A 15,799-nucleotide genomic window follows, 5' to 3' on the forward strand; every position below is an offset into this window, starting at 1 on the left:
CAGGACCCCGCCATGACGTCTGCGCGAGGCTTCGGCGGCGGGTCCGGGATATTCCGCCGCAAACCGGTAGAACAGATCGCCACCGAGCATGAGGGCGAGCTCAACCGCGTGCTCGGGCTCTGGCAGCTCACCGCGATCGGGGTGGGCGGCATCATCGGCGCCGGCATCTTCGCGCTGGCCGGCGCCGTCGCCAACCAGACCGCCGGGCCCGCCGTCGTGATCTCGTTCCTGATCGCCGGCATCGCCAGCGCCGCCGCCGCGTTCTCCTACGCCGAGTTCACCGGCATGATCCCGAAGGCCGGATCGGCGTACACGTACGGCTACGCGGTGCTCGGCGAGATCGTCGGCTGGTTCATCGGCTGGGACCTGCTGCTGGAGTACACCGCCATCGTCGCGGTCGTGGCGATCGGCATCTCGGGGTACTTCGGCTTCCTCGTCGGCCAGCTCGGCATCGACCTGCCCGCCTGGATGCTCGGCGCGCCGGGCACCGGGCCGGGACACGTCGTGGACCTGTTCGCCGGGATCCTGTGCCTGTTCATCGCGTTCCTGCTCAACCTCGGCATGCGGTCGGCCGCCCGGTTCGAGACGTTCGTCGTCGCGATCAAGGTCGCGGTGGTGCTGCTGGTGATCGTGGTCGGCTTCTTCTACATCAAGACCGCCAACTACACGCCGTTCTTCCCCTACGGGTTCGGCGGGGCGGTGACCGGCGCGGCCACCGTGTTCTTCGCCGTCTTCGGCTACGACGCCATGAGCACGGCGGCCGAGGAGTCGAAGGACGCCCAGCGGCACATGCCCAAGGCCATCCTCTACTCCCTGGCCATCTCGATGGTCCTGTACGTGCTGGCCTGCCTCGTGCTCACCGGCATGCAGAACTACCAGGACATCGACCCCGAGAGCGGCTTCTCCTCGGCGTTCGCCTCCGTCGGGCTGACCGGGCTGGCCAGCGTCATCGCGGTGGGCGCCATCGTCGGCATCCTGACCGTCATGTTCACGTTCATGCTGGGCGTCACCCGCGTGTGGTTCGCGATGAGCCGGGACGGGCTGCTGCCGTCCTGGTTCGCCAAGCTCCACCCCGTACGGCACGTGCCGTCCAGGGTGACCTGGATCGTCGGGGTCGGCTCCGCGCTCATCGCCGGGTTCCTGCCGATCAGGGAGGCGGCGGAGCTGACCAACATCGGCATCCTGCTGGCCTTCGTGGTGGTCTGCGCGGCGGTGATCGTGCTCCGCTACCGGCGTCCCGACCTGCCGCGCGGCTTCCGCATGCCGGGCATGCCGGTGGTGCCGGCGATCGGGGTGCTCTTCTCCCTGTGGCTGATCACGTTCCTGGAGCCGCTGACCTGGCTCAGGTTCGTCGTGTGGTTCGTGATCGGGCTGGTGATCTACTTCGCCTACGGGCGCCGCCACTCGGCGCTGAACCGCCGCGACTGACGTCCGGCTCCGGGGTCAGTTCGTGTCCTGGTAGACCTTGGGGCCGATCGCCTTGTACGCGGCCTTGGAGGCGTCCTTGAGCCACGGCCGGGTGCTGGTGGAGTTGGCGCGGTTGGTGTAGACGGCCATGGTGTGCAGCAGGTAGCGGTGGGTGTAGCCGACCCATCCCCAGGTCTGGGCCCTGCTCCAGCTCGTCGAGTGGCACAGCCCGGAGCCGGGGCCCTTCCTGGGGCAGACGATCCCCCAGGCGTCGGCGTAGGCGTCGTCGAGCCGGGCGTACGCGGTGTCGGCCCGGCCGTCGTTCTTCAGCGGCACGACCCACACCGAGACCATGATGCGCTTGTTCCCCGGGGCTCCGGGGTTGACGTACGAGCCCTTGACCATCTTGGAGCAGCGCGCCTTGCGCAGGACCGAGCGGACGTTGGCCGCGTGGTAGGCGTCCGGGCACTTGTCCACGCCGCTCGACCGGAGGGTGTAGCGCACGCCCTTGGCCGTGGTGAAGGAGCCGGGCAGCAGGGCGCTCGGGGTGATCGGGGTCGGGTCGGTGTCCTGGCGGTCGAGGTCCCCCGGGTCGAACGGCTCCTCGGTGGGCGGCTCAAGCGTGGGCGTGACGGTGGGCTCTTCGCTCTGCCCCGGATCGGCCGATGACGGCGACGGCGACGGCGTGGGGACGACCGCGTCCGGCGAGCCGGAGGACGCCACGGTCAGCCCGCTGCCCCCGCGCCCCGCGCCGAGATCCTTCACCACGGAGACCACGAACACCGCAGCCGCCACAGCAAGCACCACCCCGACCACTCCCACACCAGCCCCGAGCCCGACCTTCATCCCCGTACTGAGACCAGCACCGGACGGGCGCGGCCCCCCAGCCCCGGAAAACGGCGGCCTCAAAGGCCCCTGCGGCGGCGGCAGCGGCGACGGCGGCACAAGCGGCGGCCCCTGCGGCGGTACCGGCGGCAGGACTGAGGGCGAGGGCGGCGGCAGATGCGGCGGCCCCTCCGATGGCGCCGATGACAGCAGCGAAGGTGACGGCGGCGGCAGAAGCGGTGGGCCCTGCGGCGGTGCCGGTGACAACCACGAAGGGGACGACGGCGGGGATGACGGCGGGGGCGCCAGTGGAGGTGGCGGCGGAGGTGGCGGTGGCAGGTGCGGGGGTCGTGGAGGCGGTGCCTGGGTGGGCGCGGTCGTGGCCGACGAGGCGGCCTGCCGCAGCTCCTCTGCCCACCGCTCCGGACGCGGCCGCTCGTCCGCTGGCCCGTGAAGGGCCGCCGCCGCGAGATCCGCCGCCCCGGGGGCGACGGCGGCCAGCCGGCCGGGGTCCGTGGAGGTCCGGTCGCGGGCCAGGAGCCGTACCGCCAGCAGCGCGAACCTGTAGGCGTCAGCCTGCGGCGTGCCCTCGGGCTCGTCGGCGGGGATCTCCCAGCCGGGCGTCTCCACCTCGGGTAATGCCGTAGCCCCGGCGAGCCGCAGCGCGTCGCAGCCGATGAGGAAGCACTCCCGGGGGCCCTCCGTGGCGAACAGCAGGTGCTCGGGCGACAGGTCGCCGACGACGATGCCCATCGTGTGCAGGCGGGCGAGCGTGTCAGCCAGATCGGCCAACAACAGCAGGCGGTCACGGTCACCAACCCGCCGACCGATGCCACCGCCGTGAGCACCGTCATGGGCGCCGTCATGGGCGCCGGTGTAGGCGGGGTCGTCAGCGCCTACGTGCGCAGGGCCGTCGGCGCCGACGTGGGCAGGGCCATCGGTGCCGACCTGGGCAGGGTCGTGAGCAGGGCCGTCGGCGCTGACATGGGCAGGGTCGTGGGCGAGGTCGTGGGCGTCGTCGAGCAGGAGCTGCATCGTGGCTGGTCGGCGCTCGGTTCCCGATGGCGTGCGCAGGTCGAAGGAGAACCGGTGGGGCGCCGAGCGCATGAGGAAGCCGCGGACCGCGCCGTCGGACACGACGATCTCGGCGGGCCAGGCGGCCTTGTCGCACAACCAGGCCGCGTCCCATCCGGGTAGCCGCCCGATCAGTCCGGCCATCTCGGTGAGGACGTCCGCGTCGAGTCCGGGCAGGACGGCGGGGTCGTACTCCTTGTAGACGACCTCGAACTGGCCGTTGATCCGGCGGCCGGGCAACTCATGGACCGTGCCCCTGCTGCCCTGCGCGAGACGCCGTCCGAGGACGAGATCCGCCCGGTCAGTGCCGCTCGGGGGGCCGTTCGCCGGGCCGTTCGCCGGGCCGTTCGCCGGGCGGTCGTTTGTCGAGTCGCTCATCGGGCCGCGTCCCTCGGCCACGGGGCCAGCGGCGTGCGGTCACCGTCGAACGCCTTCCCGGAGAAGCCGGGCAGGTGCGCCAGCCGCAGCGGGGACGGCGGCTCGGCCAGATGCTCGGCGAACAGCGCACCGACCCGGACGTCCCCGTCGCCCAGCGGATCACCGAAGCCGTCGGTGCCCACCAGCAGGACCTGGCCGGACGTCAGCGTGCCGGACCACCGCTCGGGCTGCTCGGGCACCCCCGGCAGCGCGCCCACCGATACGGAGACCGCCGCAGGGGCCGATGCGGTGGCCGGTGCAGCACCCGGTGGTGCAGCCGGTGGTGGAGCGGCCGAAACCGACGTCATGGCGGGGGCCGAGGCGAGGTTCGACGCGGGGTCCGAAGCAGGGTCCGAAGTGAGGGCCGGAGCGGGAGCAGGGGCGGCGGTCGAAGCGGGGGCCGGTGTAAGGGCGGCGTCGGCTTCCGGTTTCGGGCGTAGCGGCTCGGCTTCCGGGTCCGGGGCGTTGAGGGCGATCCGTTTCCAGGCGTGGATCCGGTCTGCCGTCTCCGGTGCGTGCCGCACGTGTGCTCACCGCCCTTCAAGCCCCGCCCTTTTTTCGGAGGATATCAGCGTCTATTTGCTGAAGATCAAGGATTTGTGGAGCCGGATCTGCCGGTGCCCCCGGCATACCGTGGCGTTATGGAAATTTGTGAGCTGTTCGCCTGACCTCCCTGGGTGACAGCTTTAATCAAGCCCCAGCCAAAGGGCTCCTTCGATCCCCACACCCCCGGGGACATGTGAGAGGAGTCACCCAGAGTGAACAGCACGTTCAAGTCGGGCGCCATCGCCGTATTGGCGGCGGCGGCCCTTACCGCCTCGATGACAGGCGCCGCCGGCGCCACCTCGCAGGCGCACTTATCCACCGCGGCGACCACCGTCGCCAAGGCAGAACCCCCGGCGTTCGCGCCGGCGGACGCCAAATCGCGCGACCGCGCGAAAGTGAACGCCGACGCGGCACTCGCCGCCGGAGCCGAACGCCTGCACAAGGGCTCCGGCGACGCCTTCACTCTCTCGTCCAACGTCGCCGGAACCTACGGCCTGCAATATCTGACCTACGAACGCACCTACAAGGGCCTGCCCGTCTACGGCGGCGAGGTCGTCGTGGGCACCGACCGGGCCGGCCAGGTGATCCAGCAGGTGGTCACCGGCCAGACCGCGAAGATCAAGGTCGGCACCGACGCCTCGGTCACGGCCAGGCAGGCGGCGGCCACCGCCAGAGCCCTGCTGCCGCAGGTGGACGAGGTCACCACGGCGAAGCTGGTCGTGCACGCCACCACCGCCACCCCCAAGCTGGCCTGGCGGGTCCAGGTCACCGGGCGGACGGCCACCGGCAGGCCCAGCATCCTCGACGTGTTCGTGGACGCGCGCTCCGGCTCGCTGATCGACAAGTTCGACAAGGTGCACGAGGGCACCGGCCGCGGCTTCTACGACGGCACGGTGACGATCGACACCAGCGGCTCGGCCGGCTCGTACCGGATGGTGGACACCACCAGGCCGGGCCTGCAGTGCGGCGGCCAGAACGGGTCGGCCTACACCAAGAGCAGCGACTCGTGGGGCAACGGCTCGGGCACCGACCTGGAGACGGCCTGCGTGGACGCGCTGTACGCCGCCCAGATGGAATGGAACATGCTGCGCGACTGGCTGGGCCGCAACGGCCACAGCGGGACGGGCCGCTCGTTCCCCATCCGGGTCGGGCTGAACGACGTCAACGCGTTCTGGAACGGCTCGTACACCACCTTCGGTCACAACCAGGCCGGCAACCAGCAGGCCACCCCGATGGACGTCGTCGGCCACGAGTTCGGCCACTCGGTCTTCACCAACACCCCCGGCGGCGACACCGGCAACAACGAGGTCGGCGGCCTGAACGAGTCCACGGGCGACATCTTCGGCGCGCTGACCGAGGCGTACGCCAACAACCCGAACGACCCGCCGGACTACCAGGTGGGCGAAGAGGTCAACCTCGTCGGTAACGGCCCGATCCGGTACATGTACAACCCGTCGCAGGTCGGCGACCCCAACTGCTACAGCACCGCCATCCCCACCACCGAGGTGCACGCGGCGGCCGGGCCCCAGAACCACTGGTTCTACCTGCTGGCCGAGGGCAACAACCCCGGCGGCGGCAAGCCCAGCAGCCCGATCTGCTCCGGCGGACCGTCCTCGGTGACCGGCATCGGCATCCAGAAGGCCGGCAAGATCTTCATGGGCACGCTGCAGGCCAAGACGCAGCCGTGGACCCACGCCAAGGCGCGGGTGGCCTCGCTCAACGCCGCCAAGGCGCTGTTCCCGAACAGCTGCGTGGAGTTCAACGCGGTCAAGTCGGCCTGGGACGCCGTGAGCGTCCGGGGCACCAGCGACCCGACCTGCGTGGCCAACCCGGACACCTTCTCGCTGCAGGTGAGCCCCGGCTCCGGCGCGGCCGACCCGGGCGGCTCGGCCGCCACGACCCTGAGCACGGTGACGACCGGCGGCAACGCCCAGCAGATCCAGCTCAGGACGGGCACCCTCCCGGCGGGCGTGACCGCCCAGTTCAACCCGGCCACGATCCAGTCGGGCCAGTCGTCCACGCTGACCCTCGACGTGGCGGCGAACGCGACCCCCGGGACGTACACCGTCCAGGTGACCGCGCAGGGCACGGCCCAGACGCAGACGCAGAACTACTCGCTCACCGTCAACCGGCCGATCCCCGACCAGTTCTCGCTGGCGCTCAGCCCCACGTCGGGGTCCGTGGACGCGGGCGGCAGCACCGCCTCGACGCTGACCACCACGACCACGAGCGGCAACGCCCAGCAGATCCAGCTCAGGACGGGCACCCTCCCGGCGGGCGTGACCGCCCAGTTCAACCCGGCCACGATCCAGTCGGGCCAGTCGTCGGCGCTGACGCTCGCGACGGCGTCCTCCGTGCCGGCCGGGACGTACACCGTCCAGGTGATCGCCCAGGGCACGGCCCAGACGCAGACGCAGAACTACACGCTGACCGTGTCCCGGCCCGGTGACCCGGACGCGTTCTCCGTCCGGCTCGACCCGGAGGCGGGCACCGCGACGGCCGGGGGCACCGCGGCCACCACCGTGAACACGGCGACGACCGGCGGGCAGCCCCAGCAGGTCACGCTGTCGGCGGCCAAGCTGCCGAACGGCGTCACCGCGGCCTTCGACCCGGCCACGATCCAGTCGGGCCAGTCGTCCAGGCTGACCTTCACGGTGGCCGCGACGGCGAAGAACGGCACGTACCCGATCACCGTGACGGCCGCCGGCACGGCCCAGACGCAGACGGCGAGCTACGCGCTCACGGTCACCGGCGGCACGCCGGCGGGCGACTTCACCGTCGCCGCCGACCCGTCGTCGGCCACCGTCACGGCGGGCGCGACGGCGACCACCACGCTGAGCACGCAGGTCACCACCGGGCGGCCGATCCCGCTCACGCTGGCGGCCGACGGCGTGCCGCCGGGCGCGACCGTGACCTTCAGCCCGTCGTCCATCAGCTCGGGCGAGTCGTCCACGGTGACGGTGACCACGTCGTCGAGCACGCCGGCGCAGACGTACACGATCACCCTCAACGCGAACGGCTCCGCCAGCCACGGCACGTCGTTCTCGCTGACGGTGAACGGCGGCGGCGGCGGTGACACCTGGCAGGAATGGCACTCCTACAACGCCGGCGACGAGGTCACCTACCAGGGTGTCCGCTACCGCTGCGTGATCGCCCACACCTCGCAGCCGGACTGGACGCCCGACGTCGTCCCGGCTCTGTGGCAGCGGATCGGATGACGGTCCGCCCGGCGCCCCACGTACCCGGGGGGTGACTGAGGGCCGGAGCGGAGGGGGTCCCACCGGACCCCCTCCGTTCTGGTTTCCGGACGCTCCGGCACTGTTTGATCAAGTTCAGGCCCCTTCAGTAGGGTGGGCGCCCCGTTCCCCTGTTCCGGGTGGAGTGCCCGTGCGCCGCTACCGTTTCGGCCTGGTCGCGATGCCCCTCGCGGTGGCCTACGTGGTCCTCGTCGGCGGCCTCGGGGTCTTCGCGCTGGTCACCGGCGAGGTGTCCCTGCTCTGGTTCGCCGTCGCCGGCTGGTGGGGGCCGAGCCCGGACGTCTCCTCGTGGCTGGCGCCGCTGCTGGTGCTGGTCGGTTGATCGCCCTGCCGATCGTCCAGGGGGCGATGGTCTGGCTGTTCTCCCGGGCGGTGGGCGGCGCTCTTCCGGCCTGGGCGCGGTGGCTCATGCTCGCCCTGGGAGCGGCGGGCGTGCTCGCCGGCCTCGGTCTCACCCTCTCCCAGGCCCTGCTGTTCCAGCCTGGCATGATCTTCTTCGACGTCGCCCTGCTGCACGGCGTGCCGGGGATGGCGTGGCTGGCGCTGCTGCTGACGGCCCAGGCGCGGGATCCGCGCTGGAGCCGGACGACCGTGGCGTTGGGCGTCCTGTCGCTGGCCACGTCGTTCGTCCAGCCGGCGTCGTTCGCGTCCTCCGACGCCGTGCCGCTCGCGGTGCTGACCTTCTGGGGGCTCCGCGCGCTCGGCGTCGTCGGCCTGGCGTGGCAGGCGCGCTCGGCGCACGAGCTGGCCGGGTTGCCCGCGTCGCCGTTCGGGCCCCGGCGTCCGCCCGCGCGGATCCCGGCCCGGCCGTGGTGGCTGGTCGCACCGGCGGTGGTGCTGCCGCTGGTCCCGGCGGCCGTCAACCTCGCGGGCGGGATGCCGTTCTGGATCGGCCCCAGGGGCGCGGTCGAGCAGGTGGTCGCCGAGGGCGCCGTCAGCGTGCCGGCGGCGCTGGCGTGGCTGGGGTTCGACCTGCTCGCGGGGGTGGGCGGGGTCGCGCTGCTCGTGCTGGTGGCCGTCCTGCGCGGCACCGTCCGCCCGGTGCGGGCGACCGTGGCGGCGCTGACGGTGGTTCAGCGCCGCCTTCCTCGCCTCCGCCGTCGTCCTGACGCTGCTGGACGGACGAGTTGACGGCCGGGCGTAACTTTCACCGCGGTTCCTGCGTCGAACACCACATGAGACGCTTCACCACCGCCACGCTCGTGGCCGGGCTGCTGCTGGCGGGCGGGGCCGCGCCGGCGCTGGCCGGCGAGTCCGCCCCCGTCCGCCGCTGCTCGGCCGCCCAGCTCCAGGTGCGCCTGGGCGCGATCGACGCCGGCGCGGGCAACAGGAACGCGCCGCTGGTGTTCACCAACGGCTCACGCACTCCCTGCACCCTGTACGGCCACCCCGGTCTGATCATGATCGACAAGCAGGGCGACACCCTGCGCACCCGCGTCCGCCGCACCGCCGGCCCCAAGCACCGGGTGACGGTCAAGCCGGGCGGCAGCGCCCGCGCCACGCTGCACTGGACGGCCGTCGAGACCGGCGCCGAGACCGCCTGCCCGGCCCCCGCCCGCCTGCTGGTCATCCCGCCCGACGAACAGTCGTACCTGAACGTGCCCTTCGACGCCGGCCAGGTGTGCGACGCCGGACGGCTCGACGTCACCCCGCTGGCCTGACGCCCGCACGGGGGCCGGTCAGCGCAGCAGCCAGTTGACGACGACCGTGAGGACGGCCGACAGCAGCAGCGAGATCAGGATCATCGCCAGGCAGCCCGGCCAGCCGCCCAGCGGTCGCACTTCCCAGTTCCCGAACCTCATGCCCGGCCCCTACCCGGGGCGGCCGGGGTCGTACCGGGGCCTGGGCAGGGGTCAGAGGCCGGCGACGAAGTCGAGGGCGACCGTCCAGGCGCGCTCGGCGGCCGGGGCGTCGTAGTCGGGCAGGCCGGGGTCGGTGAACAGGTGGCCGACCCCCGGGTAGCGGAAGACCTCGACGTCGGCCCGCGCCCGGCGCATCTGGAGGTACCAGGCGTTGAGCCAGTCGACCGGCTCGTAGAAGTCGGGGTCGGCGACGTGCAGCTGCACCGGCAGGTCGTCGGCGGCGGCGCCCTCGGCCATGTCGGAGGTGCCGTGCATGAGCAGCAGCCCCTGGGCGCGCTCGTCGCCCAGCGCGAGGTTCTGCGCGATGGCCGCGCCGAGGGAGAAACCGGCGTAGACCAGGCCGTCGCCGGACAGCGGGGCCGCCGCCGTGATGGCCCGCTTCAGCAGCTCCTCGCTGCCGATCTCCTCCTTGATCGCGATGCCCTCCTCGGGCGTGTCGACGACGCGGCCGTCGTAGAGGTCGGGGACGTGCACCTCGTGCCCCGCCCCCCGGAGCCTGTCGGCGGCCTGGTGGACGGCGGGCCGCAGGCCGTACATCGAGTGCAGGAGGAGAATCCGCGCCATACGCGCAGCTTAGCGGCCCTGGGCGAGCAGGCCCGGCCCCGGTGGCGGCGGGTCAGCCGTGGTCGGCGGGCAGGTCGTGGGCGGTGAACATGTCGATCAGCAGGCGGACGGGCAGCCCGGCCTCGGTCGGGTAGCGGAACTGCCGGTCGAGGTCGAGGCTGTAGCGGTTGCGCCGGCCGATCCGCTCGCGGGTCAGGTAGCCGGCCTGGTAGAGGTCGGAGACGATGTTCTGGACCGTGCGTTCGGTGACGCCGATGCGGGCGGCGATGTCGCGCAGCCGGGCGTCGGGGTCACGGGCGATCTCCACCAGCACGCGGGCGTGATGGGTCAGGAACGTCCACGTCGCCGGATGGTCTTCAGGGTCGGGCACAGCCTCTGACGCTTTCTGCCTGGACGTCCCGGATCCGCGGGGCGGACGGAAATGCTTACCTGAAGATCTTATGACGAAAGCTCTTTCCTGCAACCCTCTTCGCCCCTAACCTTGGGTCGTGGGGCGGCTCCGACGCCGTCCCGACCGGCCAGGCCCACTTGGGGAACAACAGATGTCCGCCACCCAGACGTACCTCGCCGTCGCGCCGAGCGCCGCCACCAGGCCGCCATGTCAGTGCTCAGCATGAACTGCCGGCCGGTTCCGGCCGGCGCGCTGGTCACGGTTTCCGGTGAGCTCGACGCCACCAACGCCGAAAGCCTGGAGTCCGCCATCCGCGACGCCCATCGCCCCGGCCGGTCCGTGATCCTCGACCTGGGCGAGCTGACCTTCATGGACAGCAGCGGCCTGCACGTGCTGCTGCGGGCGCACGACGACGTCCACGACGCGGGCGGGAGCCTGCGCCTGGCCGCCGTACGCGACATCCCGGCCCGCATCCTGCAGATCACCGGGGTGTGGGACACGCTGCACATCCACGCCTGCGTGGAGGAGGCCGTCGGCGCGGCCGCGGACGCCCGGCCTGACCGGCTGCCGGATGATGTGGAGCGCTTGTGATGCACCTGGCCAGCAGCTACCTGCCGGGGATCACCGTGATCACGGTGGCCGGCGAGGTCGACGCCACCGCCTCCGGCCACCTGGAGACCTACCTCGACCAGGTGCGCCGCAGCCTGGACGAGCACCTGATCATCGACGCCCACCGGCTGACGTTCCTCGACAGCTCCGGCCTGTCCGTGCTGCTCGCCGCCGCCACGCTGGCCCGCGCGCACGGCGTCGACGTGCACCTGGCCGGCCTCCACCCCACGGTGTCCCGGCTGCTGGAGATCACCGGCACCGTCGAGCTCGTGACGATCCACGACCGCCTCTCCCAGGCCGTCACCGCGGTGGAGGCGCTCCGGGACGCGGGGCCCGGCGAGCCGGACGAGCCCGGCGAGCCCTCCGAGGCCGTCTGACCGTCGCGTGGCCGCCGGTCGTCATCGACGGCCGCCGAAGACGGGTGCTGCCCCACCACCTGCTCGACGACATTCGCCGTCGCTAGCAGGAAGTGCACTCGGTGTCCAGGCCCAGCCGGCCGTGCCCTCCCCTCCAGGTGGACGGCGGCTTCGTTCATGTGCATGAGTGCCGAAATCATCTCCGGTACGGAGTTTTTGCGCGCTGCGCCTCCCTAGCGTGGCGGTCATGAATCACGCACTTCTCCGACGGGGTCTGGCCGCCGCGGTGACGGTCGGCCTCCTGCTCACCGGACCCGCCGTACAGGCCAGGTCGAAGCCCGTCACCGTGACCCTGCCGCAGCCGACGGGCCCACGCGAGATCGGCACTGTCACACTGCACCTGCGTGACGGCTCCAGGGCCGACCCGTGGATCAAGGCCCATGACCGGCGTGAGCTGATGGTCAGCCTGTGGTACCCCACGCGCCGTCCGGACGGCCACCCCGCCGCACCCTGGCTGCCACCTCGCGCCGCCGAGGCCTTCTACCGCGGCAACGGCCTGTCGCCCGCGGCTGTCGGCCTGCCCCTGACCCATGGCCGCGAAGGGGCCCGCGTGGCCGGCCGGGGGCTGCCCGTCGTCCTGTTCTCGCCCGGCAACGGCGCCGACCGTTCCATGAACACCACCACGGTCGAGGAACTGGCCAGCTGGGGCTACATGGTGGTCACCATCGACCATCCGGGCGACGCCGGCGAGGTGGAGTTCCCCGACGGCACGGTCACCGGCCGCGCGCTGAAGCCGGTCCCGGTGAGCCGGCTGGCGGAGAAGGCAGAAGAGATCAAGGTGCGGGTGGCAGACGCGCGCTTCGTGCTGGACCGGCTCAGGGAGCTGAACAAGGGGCAGAACCCCGACGCTGAACGCCGGACGCTGCCGGAGGGGCTGCGGGGCGCGTTCGACCTGGGCAGGGTCGGGATGTTCGGCCATTCCGCCGGAGGAGCGACGGCCGCCGCGACGATGCTGGCGGACCGGCGGATCAAGGCGGTGCTGAACCTGGACGGACCCGCCCTCGGCAAGGTGGCCGCCAAGGGGTTGGCCAAGCCGTACATGCTCATGGAGGCCGAGATCTTCGACAAGCCCATCCGGGGGCAGAAGGCCTTCTGGTCCCGGCTGAAGGGCTGGCGGCTGCACGTGCGGACCAACGGCGCCAAGCACAATTCCTATACCGACCTGCCAGTGGTGTACGAGCAGGCGGCCGCGGCGATGGGCCTGTCGAAGGAGCAGTTGCGAGCGGTGAACGGGACGCTTTCTGCGGCGCGTTCCGTGGCCGTCACCCGCGCCTACACCAGGGCCTTCTTCGATCTGCATCTTCGACGCGAAGGCACCCTGCTCGGCAAGCCGTCCTCACGGTTCCCCGAGGTGCAGATGATCGCCCGCTGAGTTCCCTGGCCTGACCTCGTGACGTCCGAGCCGGCGCTGCCGCCGGCCGGAACCCCGCCATGAGCCCTGGGCACGGGCTTGACCCCGAGGAGCGGTCGGCATAGCTTGATCAAGCAAAAGTGATCGATCACTCTTGGCCCCTCTCCGCGCGGCGTCGTGGCGCGGCCGGCGGGAGACCGGGAGCGGCGGTCCGGCCACGCACCGGCCATGCACTTCCCCGGCGGCGGCCACGCTCCGCCCGCCGCCGCCCTCCGTCCCCAGCAGAAGGACCCGCCCATGCCCGACACCACGCTCGCCATCCGCGAAGAGGACGACGCCCTGGCCATCATCGCCGGAGCCGTGCGGATCGCCCGGTACGTCCACCAGCCGGACGCTCCCGACGCCGAGTCACCCAAGCCCTACCTCCACCCCATCCGCAGCCTGTCCGGCGCGCCCATGTCGGTCTACCGACCGCACGACCACCGCTGGCACAAGGGCCTGCAGATGACCTGGGCGCACCTGTCGGGGCAGAACTTCTGGGGCGGCCCGACCTTCTCGGCGGAGCGGGACTACCACTGGCAGGACAACCACGGCCACATCAACCACCTCGCCTTCACCGACGTCACCTCCGACGGCAAGCGGGTCGTGGTCGAGGAGAGCCTGCACTGGCTCTCGGCCCGGGGCGAGCACTGGATCACCGAGCGGCGCCGCCAGGTCTTCCACGGCGTGGACCGCGCGCGCGGCCTCTGGGCCCTGGACTTCACCACGTCGCTGCACAACGTCCGCGGCGCCACGCTCGACTTCGGCAGCCCCACCACGCACGGCCGGCCGATGGCCGGGTACGCGGGCTACTTCTGGCGCGGCCCCAGGTCCTGGACCGGTGGCACGATCATCGGGGCCGGTGGTCTGGGCGGCGAGGAGATGATGGGCGTCGAGGCGCCATGGCTGGCCGTGGTCGGGCAGCACGACGGGATCGACGGCGGCGGGACCGTGCTGGCCGTCGCCGGGCACTCCAGCGCGCCGGCGCCGATCAAGTGGTTCGTCCGCAGCGAGGCGTTCGCCGTGATCAGCCCCTCCCCCTCCTTCGACGAGGAGATCGCTCTGGCCGACGGCGACACCCTCGAACTCGCGCACCGTTACGTCTTCATCGACCACATGTGCGACCGGGCCGAGCTCGACGAACTCGGCACGGAGTTCGCGCTGTGACCCCGCTGTTCCCCGGCGGCACCTCGGTCAGTGATCTGGCGGTCTACGACTGGGAGTGCGCCGACGGTGTGCACGGCGGCACGCCGCACCTGCACACGGTCTCGACCGAGGCGTACGTCGTGACCGCCGGCCGCGGGGAGGTGCACACCCTCAGCGCCGCCGGCTTCGCCCGCGACCGGCTCGAAGCGGGCACGGTCCTGTGGTTCTCGCCCGGGACGATTCACCGCCTGGTCAACGAGGACGGGCTCCGGCTGCTGGTGATCATGCAGAACGCGGGCCTGCCCGAGGCCGGGGACGCCGTGCTCACCTTCCCCGCCGACGTCCTGCGCGACCGCGACGCCTATCTCGCCGCGGCGACGCTGCCGGTGGGTTGTTCGGAGGACGAACGGGCGGCGGCCGCGCGGGCCCGCAGGGACCTGGCGGTCACCGGGTTCCGGCGGCTGGTGGCGGACGCCGAGGAGCGCGGCGGGCAGGCGCTGGCGGACTTCCATCGGCTGGCGGCGGCGATCGTGCGTCCCCGGGTGGCGTCCTGGAAGGAGTTGTGGGACGAGACCGTCGCCGCCGAGACCGAGCGCACGGCGTCACAGCTCGACGCGATCGCTGGTGGTGATCCCGCCCATCTCGGGCAGGCCGCCGTGGTGCGGACCACGCCCGCGCCGGGCCCTCGCGCCTTCGGCATGTGCGGCCGGCTGCGCACGTGGGCGCCACTCCCCTGATCGGGCGGCCGGCGGGTCCTGCGGCTGGCTCGGCGCCGGCGTGCGGGCCGGTGCTCAGGCGGGCGCCGGACCGGCCGTCTCGCGGACGATGACCCGGTTGATCGACCGGTCGGGCGGAGGCGGCGCGGGCTCGCCGCGCACCGCCGCGATGAGCCGGGCCATCGCCTCCCGCCCCTGCACCTCCCTGTCCACCGCAACGGTGGACAGGGAGGGGGTGGCGAACCGTCCCAGTTCCTCGTCGTCCCAGCCGAACACGCTGACGTCGCCCGGGATCCGCCAGCCCCGTGACAGCGCCGCGCGTACGGCCCCCATCGCCACGTGGTCGTTCACGGCCACGATGGCGGTCACGCCACAGCCGTCGGGCAGACCGCGAACGGCGTCGTAGCCGGACCGGGAGCTCCAGTCACCGAGCGCGACGCCGTACGAGACGAGCCCGCGGCGCGCGATCGTCTGCTCGAAGACGAGCTTGCGGTTGCGGGCCGAGGCCCAGCTCTGCGCGCCCGCGATGTGGAAGAAGACCCGATGGCCGAGCGAGGCGAGATAGTCGATGATCTCCTCGACCGGGGAGGCGTCCGCCAGCTCGTTCGTCCCGCGCAGGTGGTCGTCGTAGTCGCCCGTGACGACGACGGGCACCGGCGAGGCGGCCGGGTCGATCTCCAGCGGCGTCAGCGACAGGACGCCCTCGACCTGCCCGGAGCCGGCCAGCTCCAGCACCCGCTCCGCCCTGGCCGACGGATCTCCCTCGACACTGAGCACCTCCAGCTGGAAGCCCTCGGCGTGCGCCGCGGCCGCGGCGGCGCGGAGCATGCGCGCCGGCCACAGGTAGTCGGAGGCGGGCAGGGTGACCGCCAGCCGGTTCGTGTGCCGCGTGCGCATGGAACGCGCGACGAGGTTCGGCCGGTAGTTGAGCTCCTGCACGACCAGCTCGATCCTGGCGCGGGTCGCCGGTCGCAGGGTCTCGTTCTTCCTGAAGTACCGGGAGACCGTCTGGTGCGACACGCCCGCGCGCCGGGCCACCTCGTGGATCGTGAGGCGCGGCGTCTCAGCCTCGTCCAAGGGCCCCCTCTCCTCGCGCTGCGCGTCACAGCCTAGCCGGTCGCCCGCGCGCCGCACGACGACGAAGTGATCGATCACCTCGCCGTCGCCCCGGCCCTCGTG

16 protein-coding genes are annotated in these 15,799 nt (G+C 72.2%); 10 read left to right on the forward strand and 6 right to left on the reverse strand.

Annotated features, from left to right (window positions below; all coding sequences use genetic code 11):
* The first annotated feature begins 12 nt into the window (after positions 1–12).
* Positions 13–1,428 (forward strand): amino acid permease, encoded by a 1,416-nt coding sequence (locus ACIBQ8_RS43360; protein ID WP_397174385.1) that lies wholly within the window; start codon positions 13–15, stop codon positions 1,426–1,428.
* A 15-nt stretch (positions 1,429–1,443) separates the two neighbouring features.
* Here the strand turns inward: ACIBQ8_RS43360 and ACIBQ8_RS43365 are convergent, their stop codons facing one another.
* Both ACIBQ8_RS43365 and ACIBQ8_RS43370 read right to left on the reverse strand, forming a co-directional pair.
* Positions 1,444–3,684, reverse strand: coding sequence for a hypothetical protein (locus ACIBQ8_RS43365; protein WP_397195047.1), 2,241 nt, complete (start codon positions 3,682–3,684; stop codon positions 1,444–1,446).
* Entirely contained in the window at positions 3,681–3,941 is a 261-nt protein-coding gene (locus ACIBQ8_RS43370; RefSeq protein ID WP_397195048.1) for a hypothetical protein, read from the reverse strand. The genes ACIBQ8_RS43365 and ACIBQ8_RS43370 overlap by 4 nt, the downstream gene beginning before the upstream one ends.
* 540 nt (positions 3,942–4,481) lie before the next feature.
* On the opposite strand from ACIBQ8_RS43370, the gene ACIBQ8_RS43375 reads away from it, so the two are divergent.
* From ACIBQ8_RS43375 to ACIBQ8_RS43390, 4 genes are all read left to right on the forward strand, one after another.
* The gene (locus tag ACIBQ8_RS43375) at positions 4,482–7,487 is read left to right on the forward strand and encodes a M4 family metallopeptidase (RefSeq protein WP_397195049.1); all 3,006 of its coding nucleotides are present in this window, start codon (positions 4,482–4,484) and stop codon (positions 7,485–7,487) included.
* Positions 7,488–7,656: 169 nt separating this feature from the next.
* Entirely contained in the window at positions 7,657–7,848 is a 192-nt protein-coding gene (locus ACIBQ8_RS43380) for a hypothetical protein (protein ID WP_397195050.1), read from the forward strand.
* Positions 7,845–8,657, forward strand: a complete 813-nt coding sequence (locus ACIBQ8_RS43385) for a hypothetical protein (RefSeq protein WP_397195051.1) — start codon at positions 7,845–7,847, stop codon at positions 8,655–8,657. The genes ACIBQ8_RS43380 and ACIBQ8_RS43385 overlap by 4 nt, the downstream gene beginning before the upstream one ends.
* 44 nt (positions 8,658–8,701) lie before the next feature.
* Positions 8,702–9,187: a DUF4232 domain-containing protein gene (locus tag ACIBQ8_RS43390; RefSeq protein WP_397174375.1), complete on the forward strand. Its 486-nt coding sequence runs from the start codon at positions 8,702–8,704 to the stop codon at positions 9,185–9,187.
* 18 nt (positions 9,188–9,205) lie between these two features.
* Here the strand turns inward: ACIBQ8_RS43390 and ACIBQ8_RS43395 are convergent, their stop codons facing one another.
* Genes ACIBQ8_RS43395 through ACIBQ8_RS43405 form a run of 3 tightly spaced genes read right to left on the reverse strand, consistent with a single transcriptional unit; the run spans position 9,206 to position 10,322 of the window.
* Positions 9,206–9,328 carry a hypothetical protein gene (locus ACIBQ8_RS43395; RefSeq protein WP_358299463.1) on the reverse strand — a complete coding sequence of 41 codons (123 nt, stop codon included), beginning with the start codon at positions 9,326–9,328 and terminating at the stop codon, positions 9,206–9,208.
* A gap of 51 nt (positions 9,329–9,379) precedes the next feature.
* Positions 9,380–9,952, reverse strand: a complete 573-nt coding sequence (locus ACIBQ8_RS43400; RefSeq protein ID WP_397195052.1) for a dienelactone hydrolase family protein — start codon at positions 9,950–9,952, stop codon at positions 9,380–9,382.
* A gap of 52 nt (positions 9,953–10,004) precedes the next feature.
* Positions 10,005–10,322, reverse strand: a complete 318-nt coding sequence (locus ACIBQ8_RS43405) for a helix-turn-helix transcriptional regulator (RefSeq protein WP_397174372.1) — start codon at positions 10,320–10,322, stop codon at positions 10,005–10,007.
* Between the two features lie 228 nt (positions 10,323–10,550).
* Here ACIBQ8_RS43405 and ACIBQ8_RS43410 point away from each other — a divergent pair, with 228 nt between their 5' ends.
* The 5 genes from ACIBQ8_RS43410 (at position 10,551) to ACIBQ8_RS43430 (ending at position 14,641) form a co-directional block, all read left to right on the forward strand.
* On the forward strand, positions 10,551–10,934 hold the full coding sequence (locus ACIBQ8_RS43410) for an STAS domain-containing protein (protein WP_397174370.1): 384 nt from the start codon (positions 10,551–10,553) through the stop codon (positions 10,932–10,934).
* Entirely contained in the window at positions 10,934–11,329 is a 396-nt protein-coding gene (locus ACIBQ8_RS43415) for an STAS domain-containing protein (protein WP_397195053.1), read from the forward strand. Before ACIBQ8_RS43410 ends, ACIBQ8_RS43415 begins: the two co-directional genes overlap by 1 nt.
* Before the next feature lie 226 nt (positions 11,330–11,555).
* Positions 11,556–12,740 carry an alpha/beta hydrolase family protein gene (locus ACIBQ8_RS43420; protein WP_397195054.1) on the forward strand — a complete coding sequence of 395 codons (1,185 nt, stop codon included), beginning with the start codon at positions 11,556–11,558 and terminating at the stop codon, positions 12,738–12,740.
* 276 nt (positions 12,741–13,016) lie between these two features.
* A complete protein-coding gene (locus ACIBQ8_RS43425) occupies positions 13,017–13,925 on the forward strand; it encodes a PmoA family protein (RefSeq protein ID WP_397195055.1) in 909 nt (302 codons plus the stop codon).
* On the forward strand, positions 13,922–14,641 hold the full coding sequence (locus ACIBQ8_RS43430) for a cupin domain-containing protein (protein WP_397174364.1): 720 nt from the start codon (positions 13,922–13,924) through the stop codon (positions 14,639–14,641). Before ACIBQ8_RS43425 ends, ACIBQ8_RS43430 begins: the two co-directional genes overlap by 4 nt.
* Positions 14,642–14,695: 54 nt before the next feature.
* Here ACIBQ8_RS43430 and ACIBQ8_RS43435 read toward each other — a convergent pair whose 3' ends face one another.
* Entirely contained in the window at positions 14,696–15,697 is a 1,002-nt protein-coding gene (locus ACIBQ8_RS43435; protein WP_397174362.1) for a LacI family DNA-binding transcriptional regulator, read from the reverse strand.
* Between the last annotated feature and the right edge of the window lie 102 nt (positions 15,698–15,799).

This window comes from Nonomuraea sp. NPDC049646, from assembly GCF_044465525.1.
GTDB lineage: Bacteria > Actinomycetota > Actinomycetes > Streptosporangiales > Streptosporangiaceae > Nonomuraea.